General features: G+C 70.7%; 16 protein-coding genes. 6 read left to right on the top strand and 10 right to left on the bottom strand.

Annotated features, from left to right (window positions below; genetic code table 11):
- The first annotated feature begins 85 nt into the window (after positions 1–85).
- Positions 86–913, top strand: a complete 828-nt coding sequence (locus tag AAHG09_RS20005) for a TetR/AcrR family transcriptional regulator (protein ID WP_342109242.1) — start codon at positions 86–88, stop codon at positions 911–913.
- Positions 914–1002: 89 nt separating this feature from the next.
- Here AAHG09_RS20005 and AAHG09_RS20000 read toward each other — a convergent pair whose 3' ends face one another.
- Both AAHG09_RS20000 and AAHG09_RS19995 read right to left on the bottom strand, forming a co-directional pair.
- Positions 1003–2955 (bottom strand): methyl-accepting chemotaxis protein, encoded by a 1953-nt coding sequence (locus AAHG09_RS20000; protein ID WP_342109241.1) that lies wholly within the window; start codon positions 2953–2955, stop codon positions 1003–1005.
- A 592-nt stretch (positions 2956–3547) separates the two neighbouring features.
- A complete protein-coding gene (locus AAHG09_RS19995; protein ID WP_342109240.1) occupies positions 3548–4000 on the bottom strand; it encodes a response regulator in 453 nt (150 codons plus the stop codon).
- Positions 4001–4230: 230 nt separating this feature from the next.
- Here AAHG09_RS19995 and argJ point away from each other — a divergent pair, with 230 nt between their 5' ends.
- From argJ to AAHG09_RS19980, 3 genes are read left to right on the top strand one after another with little or no spacing between them, the layout of a single operon-like run.
- Positions 4231–5481 carry a bifunctional glutamate N-acetyltransferase/amino-acid acetyltransferase ArgJ gene (gene argJ / locus AAHG09_RS19990; RefSeq protein ID WP_342109239.1) on the top strand — a complete coding sequence of 417 codons (1251 nt, stop codon included), beginning with the start codon at positions 4231–4233 and terminating at the stop codon, positions 5479–5481.
- Positions 5478–6191 carry an SIMPL domain-containing protein gene (locus AAHG09_RS19985; RefSeq protein WP_342109238.1) on the top strand — a complete coding sequence of 238 codons (714 nt, stop codon included), beginning with the start codon at positions 5478–5480 and terminating at the stop codon, positions 6189–6191. Before argJ ends, AAHG09_RS19985 begins: the two co-directional genes overlap by 4 nt.
- Entirely contained in the window at positions 6188–6616 is a 429-nt protein-coding gene (locus AAHG09_RS19980; RefSeq protein ID WP_342109237.1) for a (deoxy)nucleoside triphosphate pyrophosphohydrolase, read from the top strand. Before AAHG09_RS19985 ends, AAHG09_RS19980 begins: the two co-directional genes overlap by 4 nt.
- A 7-nt stretch (positions 6617–6623) precedes the next feature.
- On the opposite strand, the gene AAHG09_RS19975 is transcribed toward AAHG09_RS19980, so the two are convergent.
- The 4 genes from AAHG09_RS19975 to AAHG09_RS19960 all read right to left on the bottom strand — a co-directional run bounded on the left by AAHG09_RS19975 (position 6624) and on the right by AAHG09_RS19960 (position 9786).
- On the bottom strand, positions 6624–7601 hold the full coding sequence (locus AAHG09_RS19975) for a Gfo/Idh/MocA family protein (RefSeq protein ID WP_342109236.1): 978 nt from the start codon (positions 7599–7601) through the stop codon (positions 6624–6626).
- A 95-nt stretch (positions 7602–7696) separates the two neighbouring features.
- A complete protein-coding gene (locus AAHG09_RS19970) occupies positions 7697–8128 on the bottom strand; it encodes a DoxX family protein (protein ID WP_342109235.1) in 432 nt (143 codons plus the stop codon).
- 39 nt (positions 8129–8167) lie between these two features.
- A complete protein-coding gene (locus AAHG09_RS19965; RefSeq protein WP_342109234.1) occupies positions 8168–8800 on the bottom strand; it encodes an alpha/beta hydrolase in 633 nt (210 codons plus the stop codon).
- 62 nt (positions 8801–8862) lie between these two features.
- A complete protein-coding gene (locus AAHG09_RS19960; RefSeq protein WP_342109233.1) occupies positions 8863–9786 on the bottom strand; it encodes a ring-cleaving dioxygenase in 924 nt (307 codons plus the stop codon).
- 121 nt (positions 9787–9907) lie between these two features.
- On the opposite strand from AAHG09_RS19960, the gene AAHG09_RS19955 reads away from it, so the two are divergent.
- Positions 9908–10855 carry a LysR family transcriptional regulator gene (locus tag AAHG09_RS19955; RefSeq protein ID WP_342109232.1) on the top strand — a complete coding sequence of 316 codons (948 nt, stop codon included), beginning with the start codon at positions 9908–9910 and terminating at the stop codon, positions 10853–10855.
- A gap of 329 nt (positions 10856–11184) precedes the next feature.
- Positions 11185–11880 (top strand): GntR family transcriptional regulator, encoded by a 696-nt coding sequence (locus tag AAHG09_RS19950; protein ID WP_342109231.1) that lies wholly within the window; start codon positions 11185–11187, stop codon positions 11878–11880.
- Positions 11881–11916: 36 nt separating this feature from the next.
- On the opposite strand, the gene AAHG09_RS19945 is transcribed toward AAHG09_RS19950, so the two are convergent.
- From AAHG09_RS19945 to AAHG09_RS19930, 4 genes are read right to left on the bottom strand one after another with little or no spacing between them, the layout of a single operon-like run.
- On the bottom strand, positions 11917–12483 hold the full coding sequence (locus AAHG09_RS19945; protein ID WP_342109230.1) for a GbsR/MarR family transcriptional regulator: 567 nt from the start codon (positions 12481–12483) through the stop codon (positions 11917–11919).
- 54 nt (positions 12484–12537) lie between these two features.
- Entirely contained in the window at positions 12538–12660 is a 123-nt protein-coding gene (locus tag AAHG09_RS19940) for a DUF2474 family protein (RefSeq protein ID WP_342109229.1), read from the bottom strand.
- Positions 12660–13667: a cytochrome d ubiquinol oxidase subunit II gene (gene cydB, locus AAHG09_RS19935; RefSeq protein WP_342109228.1), complete on the bottom strand. Its 1008-nt coding sequence runs from the start codon at positions 13665–13667 to the stop codon at positions 12660–12662. The genes AAHG09_RS19940 and cydB overlap by 1 nt, the downstream gene beginning before the upstream one ends.
- 7 nt (positions 13668–13674) lie before the next feature.
- The gene (locus AAHG09_RS19930) at positions 13675–15093 is read right to left on the bottom strand and encodes a cytochrome ubiquinol oxidase subunit I (protein ID WP_342109227.1); all 1419 of its coding nucleotides are present in this window, start codon (positions 15091–15093) and stop codon (positions 13675–13677) included.
- Between the last annotated feature and the right edge of the window lie 89 nt (positions 15094–15182).

Raw genomic sequence — 15182 nt, 5'->3', positions numbered from 1 at the left:
GCGGCATGGCCGCGCGAAGCCCCTGCCCTCCCGCGGCGGACTGCCTACATCAGGTGAGACGACCGACAGGAGCGGGCGACGACCCATGACTGAAAGCAAAGGCCCCGCAAAGCGCCCCCGCAAGCCCGCGAGCCCGGCCAAGGCCGGCAGCGCACGCGAGAGCATCGCGCAGGAGAGCGTTGCCCCCGAGACCGTGACGGCAAGCCAAGCGAGCGCCGCATCGATCGACGGCGCGCCGAAGGCGTCGCCCCGGGAGGCCGCCGTCGAGGCCCTGATGCGGCTCGCCGCCGAGCAACCTTGGAACGACATCGAGATCGGCGACATCGCCCAGGAAGCGGGGCTGACGCTGGCCGAGCTGCGCGACATGTTCCCGTCGAAGGGCGCGATTCTCGGCGGCCTCACCCGGATCATCGACCGCAAGGTGCTCGAAGGCGATCTCGCGGGACTGGAGGAAGAGCCGACCCGCGAGCGCCTGTTCGACGTGCTGATGCGCCGCCTCGACGCGATGGAGCCCTACAAGCCGGCGCTCCGCCGCATCGCCTACGCGTTGCGCGGCGAGCCCCTGTCGATGCTGGCGCTGAACGGCGTCATGCTGAACTCGCACCGCTACATGCTGGCGGCGGCGGGGATCGACACCGAGGGGCCGCTCGGCCAGCTGAAGCTCCAGGGCGTGGTGATTGCCTTCGCCCGGGTGACCCAGACGTGGCTTGAGGACGACGATCCGGCCCTCGCCCGGACGATGGCCCGGCTCGACAAGGAGATCCGCAACGGCGAGCGGATCATGGAGCGGGCCGAGGACGTCCGGCGGTTCACGGCACCGCTGCGCGCGCTGGGACGCTCGGTCCTCGACCGCCGACCGCGCGCGCGGCGCGGCCGGGACGGCGACGAGACGGATCCCGCCGCCGCGATCTGAGCGTACGACCCGTGATTCCGGGTTTTCAAAGGGCGAGCCCTTCGGTGGGTCGTCAGGGCAAGGCCTGACCTCGCTCGGCCGCGCCGCCTTCACACCGCCTGGATGTCGCGCAGGAAGCTGTCGACCTCTCCCTGGACGGCCAGCGACTGCTTGGCCAGTTCGGCCGCCGCGTTCAGCACCTGCGCGGCGGCATTGCCGGTCTCGCCCGCGGCCGTCAGCACCCGCCCCACGTTGGTCGACACGTGCTGCGTTCCCTGGGCGGCTTCGCTGGCGTTGCGCGAGATTTCGCTGGTCGCCGCCGTCTGCTCCACCACCGTCGACGCGATCGCGCCGCTGATGTCGTTCACGCTCGCGATCGTGCGCGAAATCTGCGCCATGGCCTCCGCGGCCTGGGCGGTGGCCGTCTGGATCGCGGTGATCAGCCCCCCGATCTGATCGGTCGCCCTCGCGGTCTGGCCGGCCAGCTCCTTCACCTCGGCCGCCACCACGGCGAAGCCCCGCCCCGCCTCGCCGGCCCGTGCCGCCTCGATCGTCGCGTTGAGCGCGAGCAGGTTGGTCTGAGCCGCGATGCCGGAGATCGTCGTCACGGCATCGCCGATCTGCTCGGAAGCCACGCGCAGGCTCGCCATGGCGGCGTTGCTCGCCTCCGCCTCATCGGCGGCGAGGCCGGCCGCTTCGCTGGCCCGCAGCACCTGCCGCTCGATCTCCTGCAGCGAGGACACCATCTCCTCGGCCGCCGCCGCAACCGTCTCGACATTCATGGACGCCAGGTCGGCGGCCGTGCTGGAGGCGACCGCCTGGTTGCTGGTGTCGTCGGCGATCCGCGTCATGGAGCGGGCCGTCGCATCGAGCTCGCCGGTGGCCAGGGTGACGATCTCCAGGGAGGCGGCGATCTTCTGATCGAAGATCTCGACGAGCTGTTCGCGACGCTCGGCCCGGCGCAGGCTGGCCGCCTGCGCGGCGGCCTGCGCGGCTTCCAGCTCGGCCCGGATGACGGCGTTCTTCCGGAACACCTCGACGGCCTTCGCCATGGCGCCCAACTCGCCTCCGGCAGCCTGGAAGGGCACCACGACATCCGTGTCGCCGCCGCTCAAGCGGGTCATGGCGTCCAGCATGCCGTTGAGGGGCCGGATGATGCTGCGCGCGATGATGGAGGCCAGGGCGACGCCGATGATCAGGGCGAGGGCTCCGAGACCGACCTCGATGCGCCAAGCGCGCAGGGCCAGCTCGGCGGTCGATGCGTTGATGTCCGCCGCCGCCACCAGGATCCGCTCACGAAGCTTGGCGCAGTTCTCCGCGATGGCATCCGTTCGCGGCTTGATGCCGGCCTCGAACGTCGCCTTCGAAGCGTTCGACGCCCCATGGAAAGTGGCAAGATCCGCCTTGTAGCCGGCCAGCGTATCGGCGAGTTCCGTGATCCGCCCGGCGATGCCCGTCACACCAAAGCCTTCGAGGGCCTGAAGGGCCACGCGGGCCTGCTCGATCTTCCCGCGGAAGTCCTCCTGGAAGCGCAGATCTTGACTGATCACGGAGCGGGCGGCCGCGAGGCGTGAGGCCAGGATGGCGTTCTCGACGCGGCTGGCCTGCAGCTTCGCCCCCGTATGACCACCCTGTTCAATCTCCGCGATCAGACCCTCGATCTGCTGCGCAAGGCTATTGCCCGCCTTGATGAGGCGGAGCCTCGCGGCTTCGAGCCGGGTGCCGGCCTCCGCGAGATGGTCGAGATCGGCCTTCATCGCCGTCGCGCTGTCCACGATGGCGCGATAGCGGTTTCTCCCTTCTTCGGTCAGGGCCTTGGCCGTGCGGTTCCGGGCGATCTCCTCAAGCGAGCGCCGCAAGTCCTGCATGGCGGCGATCTGCGCGACGTCCGGCGCCACGCGGTAGTGTTCGGCCTTGGCCGAGAGCTGGGCGGCGCGGCCATCCATGGCGATGATCTCCTGCGCGCTCTCCTGGATGAAGATCAGCCTCCCGTATTCCCGGTTCAGGTCATCTTGCTGGTAGATCGCAAAGGCACCAATGATGGCGGCAATCGCGACGAGCATCGCGAACCCCGCATACAGGCGAATACGTATTCCGATCTTCACGGGAGCCAACTTTCTAGGTGAGAAGATCTTTGCAAGACCAATCTCCTCCAGCAAGCGAATTACCCGCGACGCTTTCATGACAGCGACCGACGAAATCCTGAAGTTGTCTTCAGCCATGTCTGGTATATGCGGGTAGAATTATCATTCAACCAGCGAATATAATTCGGATATCAATAACAGAATTTGGCCGTCCCTATGATGTCGCGATCCTATGCTGATCGATCAGTCACATCCCAAATGCGATCCTGGCATCGCGCAACTTGAAAGAGGCAGACATCACGCTTCATCGGCGCTTCAGGCGGGACGCGCATGACCGCGGGATCAGTGGATTTTTGGCCGGGATGCCGCCGGGGTAACGGCGCCGGATCCTGAACCCGAATTGATCGACCAATCCTCACCGGGCCCGCTTCACATGGGACCACTGATCGAGCGGATACGAATCAAGCCTTGCGCGGACCCGACGTTCCGCGAGCAGCCACAGCCCATCCGGCACAGCTTCAGGCTGCGGAACGGCCGGGCAACGGACGGTCAGGGGTGAACGCTGTTCAGGTCAGGCGGCGCGATCGGCCAGAGCCTCGCGCATCAGGGTCGCGACCATCCCGCTCTGGAGCTGGTCGTGCCGCACGCGCAGCGCATCGGGGATCTGGACCGGTGCTTCCGGCTCCGGATCGTCGAGCGCATCGCCGGCGAGCACGATGCGCAGCCCCGGACGCAGGGTCCGCGCCTCGACCGCGAGCTGTGCGCAGCACAGGCCGCCCTGCAGGCCGGAATCCACCACCAACACGTCGACCGGCAGACCGAGCGCCAGGACCGTCATGGCGTCGATCCCGCGGTCGCAGGCGGTGACCTGATAGCCCAGCAGGCGCACCTGCGCGGCCACCTCGTCGCGCCAGCGCTTGTGGCGGCCGACCACCAGAACCTGAATCCGATAGCATCCGCCCTGGGGCATCGTGCCGGAGGCGGTTCCCGTGCTGGAGGCAGTCCCGATGTCGGCCGTGGGCATTCCGCACTCGACTTCGCGCTGGCTTTGCAATGCAGCATGCTATGCCGGGTTGTAACCCGGACGCAAGCCTGGCGCCGCGAAGGCGCCGCATTCCGCGCCGCGGCAGCACAAGCAAGCGGCAGCCCGACGTCCTGATCATAGGACGGGCATACGGTTGACGCCGCCGGGGTCCTGCGCTCAACACCGGGCCGCCCGCGGGACCGAACCGCGCGCTGCCGGAGCCCGAGCCGATGTCGTCCGCGAAATCCCCGCCCGTCTCCCCGCTGGCGCCCGCCGCGATGCCGGAGTTGCCGCCCCTGCCGGGGGTGCGAATCGCCACCGCCCAGGCCGGGATCCGCTACAGCGGCCGGACCGACGTGCTCTATGTCGCGCTGGAGGCCGGGACGCAGGCGGCCGGCGTGTTCACCCGCTCGAAATGCCCCTCGGCGCCGGTGGATTGGTGCCGCGAGGCCCTGGCCGAGGGCTCGGCCCGGGCGCTGGTGGTCAATTCGGGCAACGCCAACGCCTTCACGGGCCGGCTCGGCCGGGAGGCGGTGGCCCGCACGGTCGAGATCGCCGCGCAGGCGGCCGGCTGCGGCCCCCGCGAGGTCTACGTCGCCTCGACCGGCGTGATCGGCGAGCCGCTGCCGGCCGAGCGGTTCGACGGCGTACTCGCCGATTGCGCGGCCCGTGCCACCGACGGCTCCGCCGCCTGGGCCGAGGCGGCCCGCGCCATCATGACAACCGACACCTTCCCGAAGCTCGCGACCCGCACGGCCACGATCGATGGCGTGACGGTGACGATCAACGGTATCGCCAAGGGCGCCGGCATGATCGCGCCCGATATGGCCACGATGCTGTCCTTCGTGTTCACCGACGCCGCCCTGCCCCAGGCAGTGCTCCAGGACCTGCTGTCGGCGAGCACGAAGACCAGCTTCAACTGCGTGACGGTGGACGGCGACACCTCCACCTCCGACACGCTGATGCTGTTCGCGACCGGCAAGGCCGGCACCGCGGCTCTGTCGGACCCGGCCGATCCGCGACTCGCGGGCTTCCGGGAAGCCCTGGACAGCCTGCTCGTCGAGCTGGCGCAGCTCGTCGCCAAGGATGGCGAGGGCGCGCGCAAGTTCGTCACCGTCCGGGTCACGGGGGCCGAGGGCGATGCGTCGGCGCACCGCATCGCCATGTCGATCGCCAACTCGCCGCTGGTGAAGACCGCGGTGGCGGGCGAGGACGCCAATTGGGGCCGGGTCGTCATGGCGGTCGGCAAGGCCGGCGAGCCCGCCGACCGGGACCGGCTGGCGATCTGGTTCGGCGACGTTCGCGTGGCCGTCCAGGGCGCCCGGGATCCGGATTACAGCGAGGCGGCGGCGAGCGCGGTGATGCGCGCGCCGGAGATCGAGATCCGGGTGGATCTCGGGCTCGGCGATGGCCAAGCCCGGGTTTGGACCTGCGATCTGACCAAGGCCTATATCGAGATCAACGGGGATTACCGCTCGTGAGGGCGGTTCTCGTCGGCGCCGCCCTGATCCTGGCGCAGGCCTGCGGGGTGCGGGCCGACGATGCGGCCTGCGCCCGCCAGATCAGCGTGGTCGGCCGCGCGGCCGAGACGCGGGCGCCGGATTTCGCCGAGGTGACGGTGGGCATCGAGGCGCGCGCGCCCAATGCGGCAGCGGCGCTCGACGCCGCCTCGAAGGCGGTGGCGGGCGTCTCGGCGCAGGCCCGCGCCCTCGGCGTGCCGGTGGCCGATATCGGCACCGCCGCCGTGTCGCTCCAGGCCGCCACGCGGTCGGTGGCCCGGCCGGGGGGCGGCCTCACCGAGGAGCCGGACGGCTACCGGGCGAGCAACCTCGTCAGCATCCGCCTCGCCGACATGGACCGACTCGGCGACCTCCTGCGCCAAGCCCTCGATGCCGGCGCCAACCGGATCGACGGGGTCAGCTTCGGCCTGCGGGATCCCGACAGGCTCGACGCCGCCCTTCAGGTGGCCGCCGCCCGGGACGCCCGCGGCCGCGCCGCGGCGCTCGCCGACGCCCTCGGCGTCAAGCTCGGCCCGCTCTGCACGCTCGGGCCCGCGGGCGGCGCGCCCTACCCGCTCGCGAACCGCGCCCTCGCGGCGCCGATGGCGGCGAAGGGCCGGCGCGTCCCGATCGAGGCCGGCACGATCCAGATGTCCTCCGAGGTCGCCGCCACCTTCGCGGTGGCACCGTGAGCGGGCCCGGGACTGCCGGCCCGCGCCTCCTGCTGGTCGTTGCCGTGGCCCTGGTCGATGTCGACGGCCGCGTGCTGGTGAGCGAGCGCCCGGCGGGCAAGCAGCTCGCCGGCCTGTGGGAATTCCCCGGCGGCAAGGTCGAGCCGGGCGAGCGGCCCGAGGAGACGCTGATCCGTGAACTGGCGGAGGAGCTCGGCATCCGGGTCGAGGAGCCGTGCCTGGCGCCCCTGACCTTCGCCAGCCACGCCTATCCGGAGTTCCACCTCCTGATGCCGCTCTACGTCTGCCGCCGCTGGACCGGCACGCCGCAGCCGCTGGAGGGACAGGCGCTGAAATGGGTCCGGCCTAAGGCCCTGCGCGACCTCGCGATGCCCCCCGCCGACGCGCCGCTGATCCCGTTCCTGATCGACCTGCTGGAGGTCTGAGGCCGCCTCACAGGGCCAGGATCGCCTCGACGGCCTCCTGCACGGCCAGGGCCTCCGCGAGGGTGGCGAGGTGGTGCGGCTCGCCCCGCGCCATGCGGACGACGCCGTCGAGCTGGCGCCGCAGGGTGATCGGGCGCAGTTTCTCGTTGGGGATCGCGTCGGGTGCCGGCTCGAAGCGGCCGTCGGCCCCGCGGCGCTCGGCGATCGCCCAGTCGCGCAGGCGGACGGCGCCCGCATCGCCCTCCAGCGTCCACGTGTTGTGGTCGTCCTTGTCGGTGACGCCGACCCGGCCGGTCAGCGTCACCGGGATGCCGCCGGCCGTGAGCGTCACGGTGATCCCACGCTCGGAGCGGCCGGGTTCCGGAAAGTCGACACGGCCGCCGATCCCCGCCAGGGGGCCGAGCAGGCGGCGGGCCAGGAACAGGAAGTGCGAGACCACCTCGCGGGTGAAGCCGCCCTCCGCCCGGGCGTCGAGCCAGCGCGCCGCGTCGGCCTGCCAGGGGCGCGGCCAGCGGGCGAATTCCACCGCGATGGCGAGGCGCTGCGGCGTCCCGACCGCGCCCTCGGCGATCCAGCGCTGCAACGCCGCCACGCCGGGGGACGAGGCGAAGGGGAAGTTCACCGCGCCGGCGGCTCCGGCCTCGGCCACGAAGGCGCGGGCCTCGGCCAGATCGATGGCGAGCGGCTTCTCGCAGAAGACGCTCCGGCCCGCCGCCAGGGCCGCCCGCGCGTAGCCGAGATGCGAGGCCGGCGGCGAGGCGACGTAAAGGCAGGTGCTCGCCGCCACGACCGCGGCGGCGTCGGCGACGCGCGGCACGCCTGGGAAGGCCGCGCCGATGCGGGCCAGGGCCTCCGGGGACGGATCCCAGATCGCCGCGACCCGGACGGGGGAGTCCTTCGCCCCGTGGATCGCGCCGAGCAGGCGCTCGCCCATGATGCCCGCGCCGATGATCCCGAGGGCGAGCGTAGCGTCGGTGGCCGGCATGGAGGGTCCCGCATGGAGGGTCGGCGCGGATGCGCCTCCCGGCGCAGCCTTACGGATCCTGATCGGCGCGGGAAAGGCCGCAGCCCCATACACCGTCAGGCTCGACCCTGCCGGGCATCGAGGCTCAGCGGGCCGGCGCCGAAGGCCGCCACCTGCAGCAGCCCGCCGGCGACGGCGAGATTCTTCAGGAAGTGGAACATCTGGTTCTGGTCCCCGAGAGCCGCGTGGAAGGTCACCGCGGTGGCGACCGCGAACACGGCCAGCACCAGGGCGACGAGCCGGGTGCGATAGCCGGCGATCAGCAGCAGGCCGCCGCCGATCTCCACCAGCGTCGCCGTCCCGTAGGAGAGCGGGGGCAGCGGCAGGCCGGCGGCCTGGATCGTGGCGAGGGTCGCGCCGGGCGCGGCGAGCTTGCCGGCCCCGCTGACGAGGAAGAGCGCGCTCATCAGGACCCGGCCGGTCACCGGCAGCAGCGCCGCCAGGGATGCTCCGGCGGTGGTCGGCGTGGGGGCAATCGAGGAGGCCATGGGTGTCGTCCGTTCCGTGGGGGTGAGGAGGCGTGCGGTTCAGGCCGCGCGCGGCAGCGCGACATCGCGCAGCCAGTCCGCCGCGAGGCCGAGTTCGGCCTGCGACAGGCCGTGGCCGGCCGGCAGGATCCGGTGTTCGACCTGCGCGCCGGCGGCGGTGAGCTGCGCCGCGAGCCGGCGGGCGTTCTCCACCGGCACGATCGGGTCCATGGCGCCGGAGAGGATCAGGACCGGTTGTCCCGCGAGATCGGCCGCCGGGGGCTCGGCGAAGGGCACCATCGGGCGGATCAGCACGGCGCCCGCCAGACTCTCCGGCCGCAGCATCAGCAGCGCGGCCGCGATGTTGGCGCCGTTGGAGAAGCCGAGCGCCAGCGGCGCGCCGATCCCGTACCGCGCCCGGGCCGCCGCCACGAAGCCGGCGAGGTCGCCTGTGCGGCGGCGCAGGTCGGCCTCGTCGAACACGCCCTCCGCCAGCCGGCGGAAGAAGCGCGGCATGCCGTTCTCCAGGACGGCTCCGCGCGGGGCGAGAAGGGCGGCCTCGGGGGCGAGCATCCGGCCGAGCGGCAGGAGATCGGTCTCGTCGCCGCCGGTCCCGTGCAGGAGAAGCAGCGGATGGGCGGCATCCGGGCCCGGCTCGAACCGGTGGATGAAACCGAGGGTGTCGTTGGTCATGGTGACCTCCTGGCGATTCGGGGGTGGTCCCGCCCCACAGAAGACGGGGCGGGACCGCATGGTCAGGCGACCTTGGGCAGCACGGCCTCGATCTCGGCCCGGTGCGGCTCCAGCCCGGCGGGCAGCTTCAGATCGGACCCGAGGGCCTCGATCGGCTCGTCGACCGCGAAGCCGGGCGCGTCCGTGGCGATCTCGAACAGCACGCCGCCGGGCTCGCGGAAGTAGATCGAGCGGAAGTACTGCCGGTCGCGCTGCTCGGTGACGTCGAGGCCCCGGGCGGTCAGCGCTTCGCCCATCGCGGCCTGCGCGGCGTCGTCCGCCGCCCGGAACGCGATGTGGTGGACCGAGCCGGCGCCGGGCCGGCCGGGCAGGAAGCCGCCCACAGCCCGCAGGGTGACGACTCCGCCGATCGCCGCGCTGCCCGCGAAGCGGATCAGGTTCCCCTCACGGCCGGCCTCGCTCAGGCCCAGCACCTCCGTGAGGATCGCGGCCGTGGGCTCCGCCCGGTCGAGGAGCAGCGTGACCCCGTGCAGGCCGCGGATGGCGTGCTCGGCCGGCACCTCGCCGGAGGCCCAGGCTTCGCCCTCGGCATCCGCGACACCGACCAGAGCCAGCATCATCCCGTCCGGGTCGCGGAAGCGCAGGGTCGGCTCGCCGAACACCTGGACCAGCGGCTCGTGGGCGACGCCCTTCTCGATCAGGCGGTGGGTCCACCAGCCGATGGAGGCGCGCGGGATGCGGAAGGCGGTCTCCTGCGTCTCGCCAACCCCGACACGGCCCGGCGCGGCCCGCTCGACGGGGAAGAAGGTCAGGATCGTGCCGGGGCGCCCGGCGGCATCGCCGTAATAGAGGTGGTAGGTGCCCGGATCGTCGAAATTGACGGTCTTCTTCACCAGCCGCAGCCCGAGCACGCGGGTGTGGAAGTCGAGGTTGCGCAGGGCCGGCCCGGAGAAGGCCGTGACGTGGTGGAGGCCGGTCTGGATCATGGCGCTGTCTCCTGGGGCTGCCGCGCCGGGCGCGGTGCGTTTCGCGATGACCGCAATGTGCCCCTTGCCGTTGGTGGCGAAAATAGAAACTCTGGAAACCCATCGTTTCCAGGATTGACCCATGCGACTGCCGGATTTCGAGGCCTGGGCGGTGTTCGCCAAGGTGATGGAGACCGGGTCCTTCGGCCGGGCGGCCGCGGATCTCGGTCTGTCGAAGGGCACGGTCTCGAAGGCCGTCGGCCGGCTCGAGATCCGGATCGGCGCCCGGCTGTTCAACCGCACGTCGCGCAAGCTCGCCCTCACCGAGGCGGGTCAGGCCGCCAAGGCGAGCGCCGGGCGCATCCTGGCGGAGGGCGAGGCGGCCGAGGCGCTGGCCATGGCGGGCGCCGCGGAGCCGCGCGGCTTGGTGCGGCTCGCCGCCCCGATGACCTTCGGGGTGATGCACATCGCGCCGCTGCTGCCGGATTTCCTCCGGGCGTACCCGGCGGTGTCGGTGGACCTGCACCTGTCGGACGCGGTGGTCGATCTGGTGGGCGGCGGGTTCGATATCGGCCTGCGCATCGCGGCCCTGCCGGATTCGTCGCTGCGCGCCCGCCGGCTCTGCACGATCCGCCGGTCCCTGGTGGCGACCCCGGACTATCTCGACCGCCACGGCCGCCCGCATCATCCGGACGACCTCGCCCGCCATGCCTGCCTGGGCTACGCCTACCTGCCGACGCCCGACCGGTGGCGGTTCTCGGACGCGACCGGCGTGGAAGCCGTCGTCACGCCCGGCGGGCCGCTGCGGGTCAACAACGCCGATGCTCTGGCCCCGGCGCTCAGGGCCGGCCTCGGCCTCGCGCTCCAGCCCGATTTCATGATCTGGGACGATCTGGAGGCGGGTCGCCTGGAGCGCGTCCTGCCCGGCTGGTCACCGCCCCCGATCGCCTTGCATCTGGTGACGCCCCCCGGCGATCCCCGGCCGGCACGCGTCACGGTCCTCATGAGCCATCTGGCGCAGCGCCTCGCCCATGCCCCCTGGGCTGATCCGAAAACGGGTGACGCCGCGCGATCCTCAGCCTGTAGTTGAACCTAATGCACTTTAGGGCGCGTTGTGCGGCGATAGTCTACCCTGCGTTGAGACGACAATACCAGACACAACGTCCGACCCCGGGGCATCAGGCCGCTTATGAACACTTGGAACACCTCCTGCATCGAAGCGCATGTTCCGGCTTCGTTCATCCGATACCATGCTTCACGCGACACAAGACTGTCAGACTCTCAGGAGTCTCACCATCAGGTTAACCTTCTACTTGCGTAGCAACCTCACGTATGCAAGGACTATAGTCCAAGCCCGCGCCGGGACTTTGTCGGATAGAGGTGCTATGTATGAGTGTATACCGTCCGATCGAGGTCCCGATGGTCACTGCGGTTCCGGAGCGTCGCGTGCCTGAACGGCTTCGGCATAAGACGGTTTCGGCGGCGGTGGCCGATTCGCTGCGAGAGCGGATCCTGAACGGGGAACTGCGCCCGGGCGACCAGCTGCGCCAGGATGCGCTGGCCGAGGAGTTCGGAATCAGCCGGATCCCGATCCGGGAAGCGCTCCTGCAGCTGGAGGCCGTCAATCTCGTCAAGATCGCGCCGCATCGCGGTGCGGTGGTGTCGGGCCTCTCCGTGGACGAGGTGGAGGATATCTTCCGGCTGCGCGTCCAGCTCGAGCCCCAGCTCCTGCCGCTCTCGATCCCTCACCTCACGGACAAGGACTTTCAGGACCTGCGTAACGTGCTGAAGGCCTATGGCGAGGCGCTGAACGGCGGCGAGGTCATGCGCTGGGGCGAGCTGAACCGGCGCTTCCACTTCGACCTGCTGCGCCACGCGGATCGGCCACGCGCCCTGACGATCGTGTCGGGCCTGCTGCAGGATTGCGATCGCCCGACACGCCTGCAACTTCAAGCCAGCGGCGATGTCACCCGCGCCCAGGAGGAACACGCGCAGATCCTGGCCCTGTGCGAGGCGCGGGAGAGCGAGGCAGCGGCGGAGGCCCTGCGCGCCCATATCGAGCATGTCGGCGTGTGCCTCGTGGCGGTCTACCGGGACGGGCTGGCCCGGCTCTGATCGGCGGCGCGCCGCCGACACGGCCGGCCGGAAGCCTCACGCCCGCTTGTCGCCCCGGCCGCCGAAGCGGGTCAGCCGATCCTTCACCTCCAGCACCTTCTGGACCTTCGCGCCGAGGGTGAGGAGCTGGATGAGACGGTCGGTCTCAAGACGGCGCATGTCGTCGTACCAGCCGGTGAACAGCTCGAAGAGGTCATGCATCTCGCCGAGGCGCGCCTGAGCGTGTCGCTCGGCCTCGGTCCCGACCTCCTGCATCAGCAGCTCGCGCAGCATGGTCAGGGTCGGATCGATCTCGCGCTTCTTGCGCTCCTCGACCAGGGTGCGGACGATCTGCCAGACATCCTCGGGGGTGGCGAAGTAGTCCCGCCGGTCCCCGGGCCTGTGCTGAAGGCGCACGAGGTTCCAGGCCTGCAGCTCCTTCAGGCCCATGCTGACGTTGGAACGGGACACGCCGAGCCGCTCGACGATGTCGTCGGCGTTGAGCGGCCGCTCCGCCACGAACAGCACGGCGTAGATCTGCCCGACCGTCCGGTTGATGCCCCACCGGGAGCCCATCTCGCCGAAATGGAGCACGAAGGTCTGGACGAGGGGGGGCAGCTGCACGGGGCGTTCCGACGGGACCTGGATCCGGCGGGGCCGGCGTTACCCGGCAACCTATCAGCTCTTGAGCCAGAACCGGAGCAGCGTCGCGACCGATCCGAGGGCCGCGATGCTGAACGCCCAGATGGCCACGAACCAGGCGAGGCGCTTCCACAGGGGGAACGGCGATGCGGTGACCATCAGTGATATCCGTGCGTGTCGACCTTGCCGCGGAACACCCAGTACGAATACGCGGTGTAGGCCAGGATGATCGGGATCAGCGCCGCGGCGCCGACGATCAGGAACATCTGGCTCGTCTCGGGGGCGGCCGCCTGCCAAATGGTGATCCGCCCCGGCACGACGTCGGGGTAGATGCTGATGCCGAGCCCCAGGAATGCGAGGCCGAACAGCCCGAGCGCGATCAGGAACGGCGCCCGCTCGGCCCCTCCCCGCAGGGTCCGCCACAGGGCGAAGCCCGCGAGCGCCACGAGGAGCGGCACCTGGGCGGTGACGAGCACGTTCGGCATCGCCAGCCAGCGCGCGAAGTAGCGCCCCTGGAGGAACGGGGTCGCGGCGCTCACGAGCGCGATCGCCGCTACCGTGGCGAGGGTGAGGTGCTGGGCGAGGCGCCGGGCCTGGAGCTGGAGCAGCCCCTCGGTGCGCAGCACCAGCCACGTGGCCCCGAGCAGCGCGTAGGCGACCGCGAGGCTGACGCCGACCAGCAGGCTGAACGGCGTCAGCCAGTCCCACCAGCCGCCCGCATAGGCGCGGCCCTCGACGGTGATGCCCTGGAGCAGCGCCCCGAGGGTAATCCCCTGGGCGAGCGCCGCCACCACCGAGCCCACCGCGAAGGCCACGTCCCAAGCGGCGCGATGGCCGGGATCGCGCCAGCGGAACTCGAAGGCGACGCCCCGGAAGATCAGCCCGAGCAGCATCGCGAGGATCGGCGCGTAGAGGGCCGGCAGGATCACCGCGTAGGCGAGCGGGAAGACCGCGAACAGGCCACCCCCGCCCAGCACCAGCCAGGTCTCGTTGCCGTCCCAGACCGGGGCGATCGAGTTCATCGCGGTATCCCGCTCCGGTCCCGGCCGCAGGGTCGGGAACAGGATGCCGATGCCGAGATCGAAGCCGTCCATCACGATGTAGGCGAAGACCGCGAAGGCGATCACGAACGCCCAGACCACAGTCAGATCGACGCTGTACAGCATGGCTGCCTCACTCGGCCGGCTGGAGATGGCGGTCGGGATCGACCGCGGGGGCGGGCGTGATGCCCGCGGTCCGGATCGGCGCGCCGGGCTGGAGCCCGGGCTCGCCGGCCTGCGGGGGCTTGGCCATGAGGCGCAGGAGGTAGAGCGTCCCCATGGTGAAGACCGAGAAATAGACCACCACGAAGGCGGTCAGCGAGGCGGCCACCGCCGGCCCGTCGAGCGGCGAGGCGGACTCGGCCGTGCGCAGCAGCCCATAGACCGTGTAGGGCTGGCGCCCGACCTCGGTGGTGATCCAGCCGGCCAGCACCGCCACGAAGCCGGCCGGCCCCATGGCGAGGGCGAAGCGGTGCAGGGGCGCCCAGGCGTAGAGCTGGCCCCGGTAGCGGGCGAGCAGGCTGAGGCAGCCGAGCAGCAGCATCAGCAGGCCGATCGTCACCATCACCCGGAACGACCAGAACACGATCGGCACCGGCGGCCAGTCCTTCCGCGGCAGGCTGTCGAGGCCGGCGAGCGGCGCGTCGAGGGCGTGCTTCAGCACCAGCGAGGACAGTTTCGGGATCTCCAGCGCGTACCGGACCGTGCCGGCCTCCTGGTCGGGCAGGCCGAACAGGATCAGCGGCGCGCCGTCCGGGTGGCTCTGGTAATGGCCCTCCATGGCCATGACCTTGGCGGGCTGGTGCTCCAGGGTGTTGAGCCCGTGCGCATCGCCGGCCAGGATCTGGACGGGGGCCACCAGGGCGGCCATCCACATCGCCATCGAGAACATCGTCCGGGCGGCCGGATTGGTCCGGTCGCGCAGCAGGTGCCGGGCGCCGACCGCGCCGACCACCAACGCCGTGGTGAGGTAGGCCGCCAGCACCATGTGGACGAGGCGGAACGGGAAGGACGGATTGAACACCACCGCCCACCAGTCGAGCGGCACGAACTGGCCCTGCGGATTGGTGCCGTAGCCCGCCGGCGTCTGCATCCACGAATTCACCGCCAGGATCCAGAAGGCGGAGATGAAGGTGCCGATCGCCACCATCAGGGTCGCGACGAAGTGGAGCCGCGGGCCGACCTTCGTCATGCCAAACAGCATCACGCCGAGGAAGCCGGCCTCCAGGAAGAAGGCCGTCAGGACTTCGTAGCCCATCATCGGCCCGAGCACCGGCCCGGTCTTGTCGGAGAAGACCGACCAGTTGGTCCCGAACTGGTAGGACATCACAAGACCGGAGACGACGCCCATCGCGAAGGCGATCGCGAAGATCTTCAGCCAGTAGCGGAACAGGTCCATGAACACCGGCCGCCCGGTGGCGAGCCACAGCCCTTCGAGCACCGCGAGGAAGCTCGCCAGCCCGATCGAGAAGGACGGGAACACGATGTGGAACGCCACCGTGAAGCCGAACTGCACGCGGGCGAGGATCAGCGGATCGAGATGGGCGAGCACGGCAGGCCTCCGGCCAAGCGTTGGCGACTCACCGTATAGCAATTTCAGAAATTTCTGAAAAGACGATAACTTCTGCGTGCCGATCCGGG

The sequence above is a fragment of the Methylobacterium guangdongense genome (assembly GCF_038442355.1).
Lineage (GTDB): Bacteria > Pseudomonadota > Alphaproteobacteria > Rhizobiales > Beijerinckiaceae > Methylobacterium > Methylobacterium guangdongense.
Note: the sequence above shows the minus strand (reverse complement) of the source record. Positions and strands in the feature narration are given on the sequence as shown.

What these genes read in the sequence shown, in the direction of transcription:
- cydB (WP_342109228.1), bottom strand. Translation starts at nt 13,667, where the DNA reads ATGCTGTACAGCGTCGATCTGACTGTGGTCTGGGCGTTCGTGATCGCC.
- AAHG09_RS19975 (WP_342109236.1), bottom strand. Translation starts at nt 7,601, where the DNA reads ATGCCGGCCACCGACGCTACGCTCGCCCTCGGGATCATCGGCGCGGGC.
- AAHG09_RS19965 (WP_342109234.1), bottom strand. Translation starts at nt 8,800, where the DNA reads ATGACCAACGACACCCTCGGTTTCATCCACCGGTTCGAGCCGGGCCCG.
- AAHG09_RS19950 (WP_342109231.1), top strand. Translation starts at nt 11,185, where the DNA reads ATGGTCACTGCGGTTCCGGAGCGTCGCGTGCCTGAACGGCTTCGGCAT.
- AAHG09_RS20000 (WP_342109241.1), bottom strand. Translation starts at nt 2,955, where the DNA reads ATGCTCGTCGCGATTGCCGCCATCATTGGTGCCTTTGCGATCTACCAG.
- AAHG09_RS19940 (WP_342109229.1), bottom strand. Translation starts at nt 12,660, where the DNA reads ATGGTCACCGCATCGCCGTTCCCCCTGTGGAAGCGCCTCGCCTGGTTC.
- AAHG09_RS19995 (WP_342109240.1), bottom strand. Translation starts at nt 4,000, where the DNA reads ATGCCCACGGCCGACATCGGGACTGCCTCCAGCACGGGAACCGCCTCC.
- AAHG09_RS19970 (WP_342109235.1), bottom strand. Translation starts at nt 8,128, where the DNA reads ATGGCCTCCTCGATTGCCCCCACGCCGACCACCGCCGGAGCATCCCTG.
- AAHG09_RS19960 (WP_342109233.1), bottom strand. Translation starts at nt 9,786, where the DNA reads ATGATCCAGACCGGCCTCCACCACGTCACGGCCTTCTCCGGGCCGGCC.
- AAHG09_RS20005 (WP_342109242.1), top strand. Translation starts at nt 86, where the DNA reads ATGACTGAAAGCAAAGGCCCCGCAAAGCGCCCCCGCAAGCCCGCGAGC.
- AAHG09_RS19955 (WP_342109232.1), top strand. Translation starts at nt 9,908, where the DNA reads ATGCGACTGCCGGATTTCGAGGCCTGGGCGGTGTTCGCCAAGGTGATG.
- argJ (WP_342109239.1), top strand. Translation starts at nt 4,231, where the DNA reads ATGTCGTCCGCGAAATCCCCGCCCGTCTCCCCGCTGGCGCCCGCCGCG.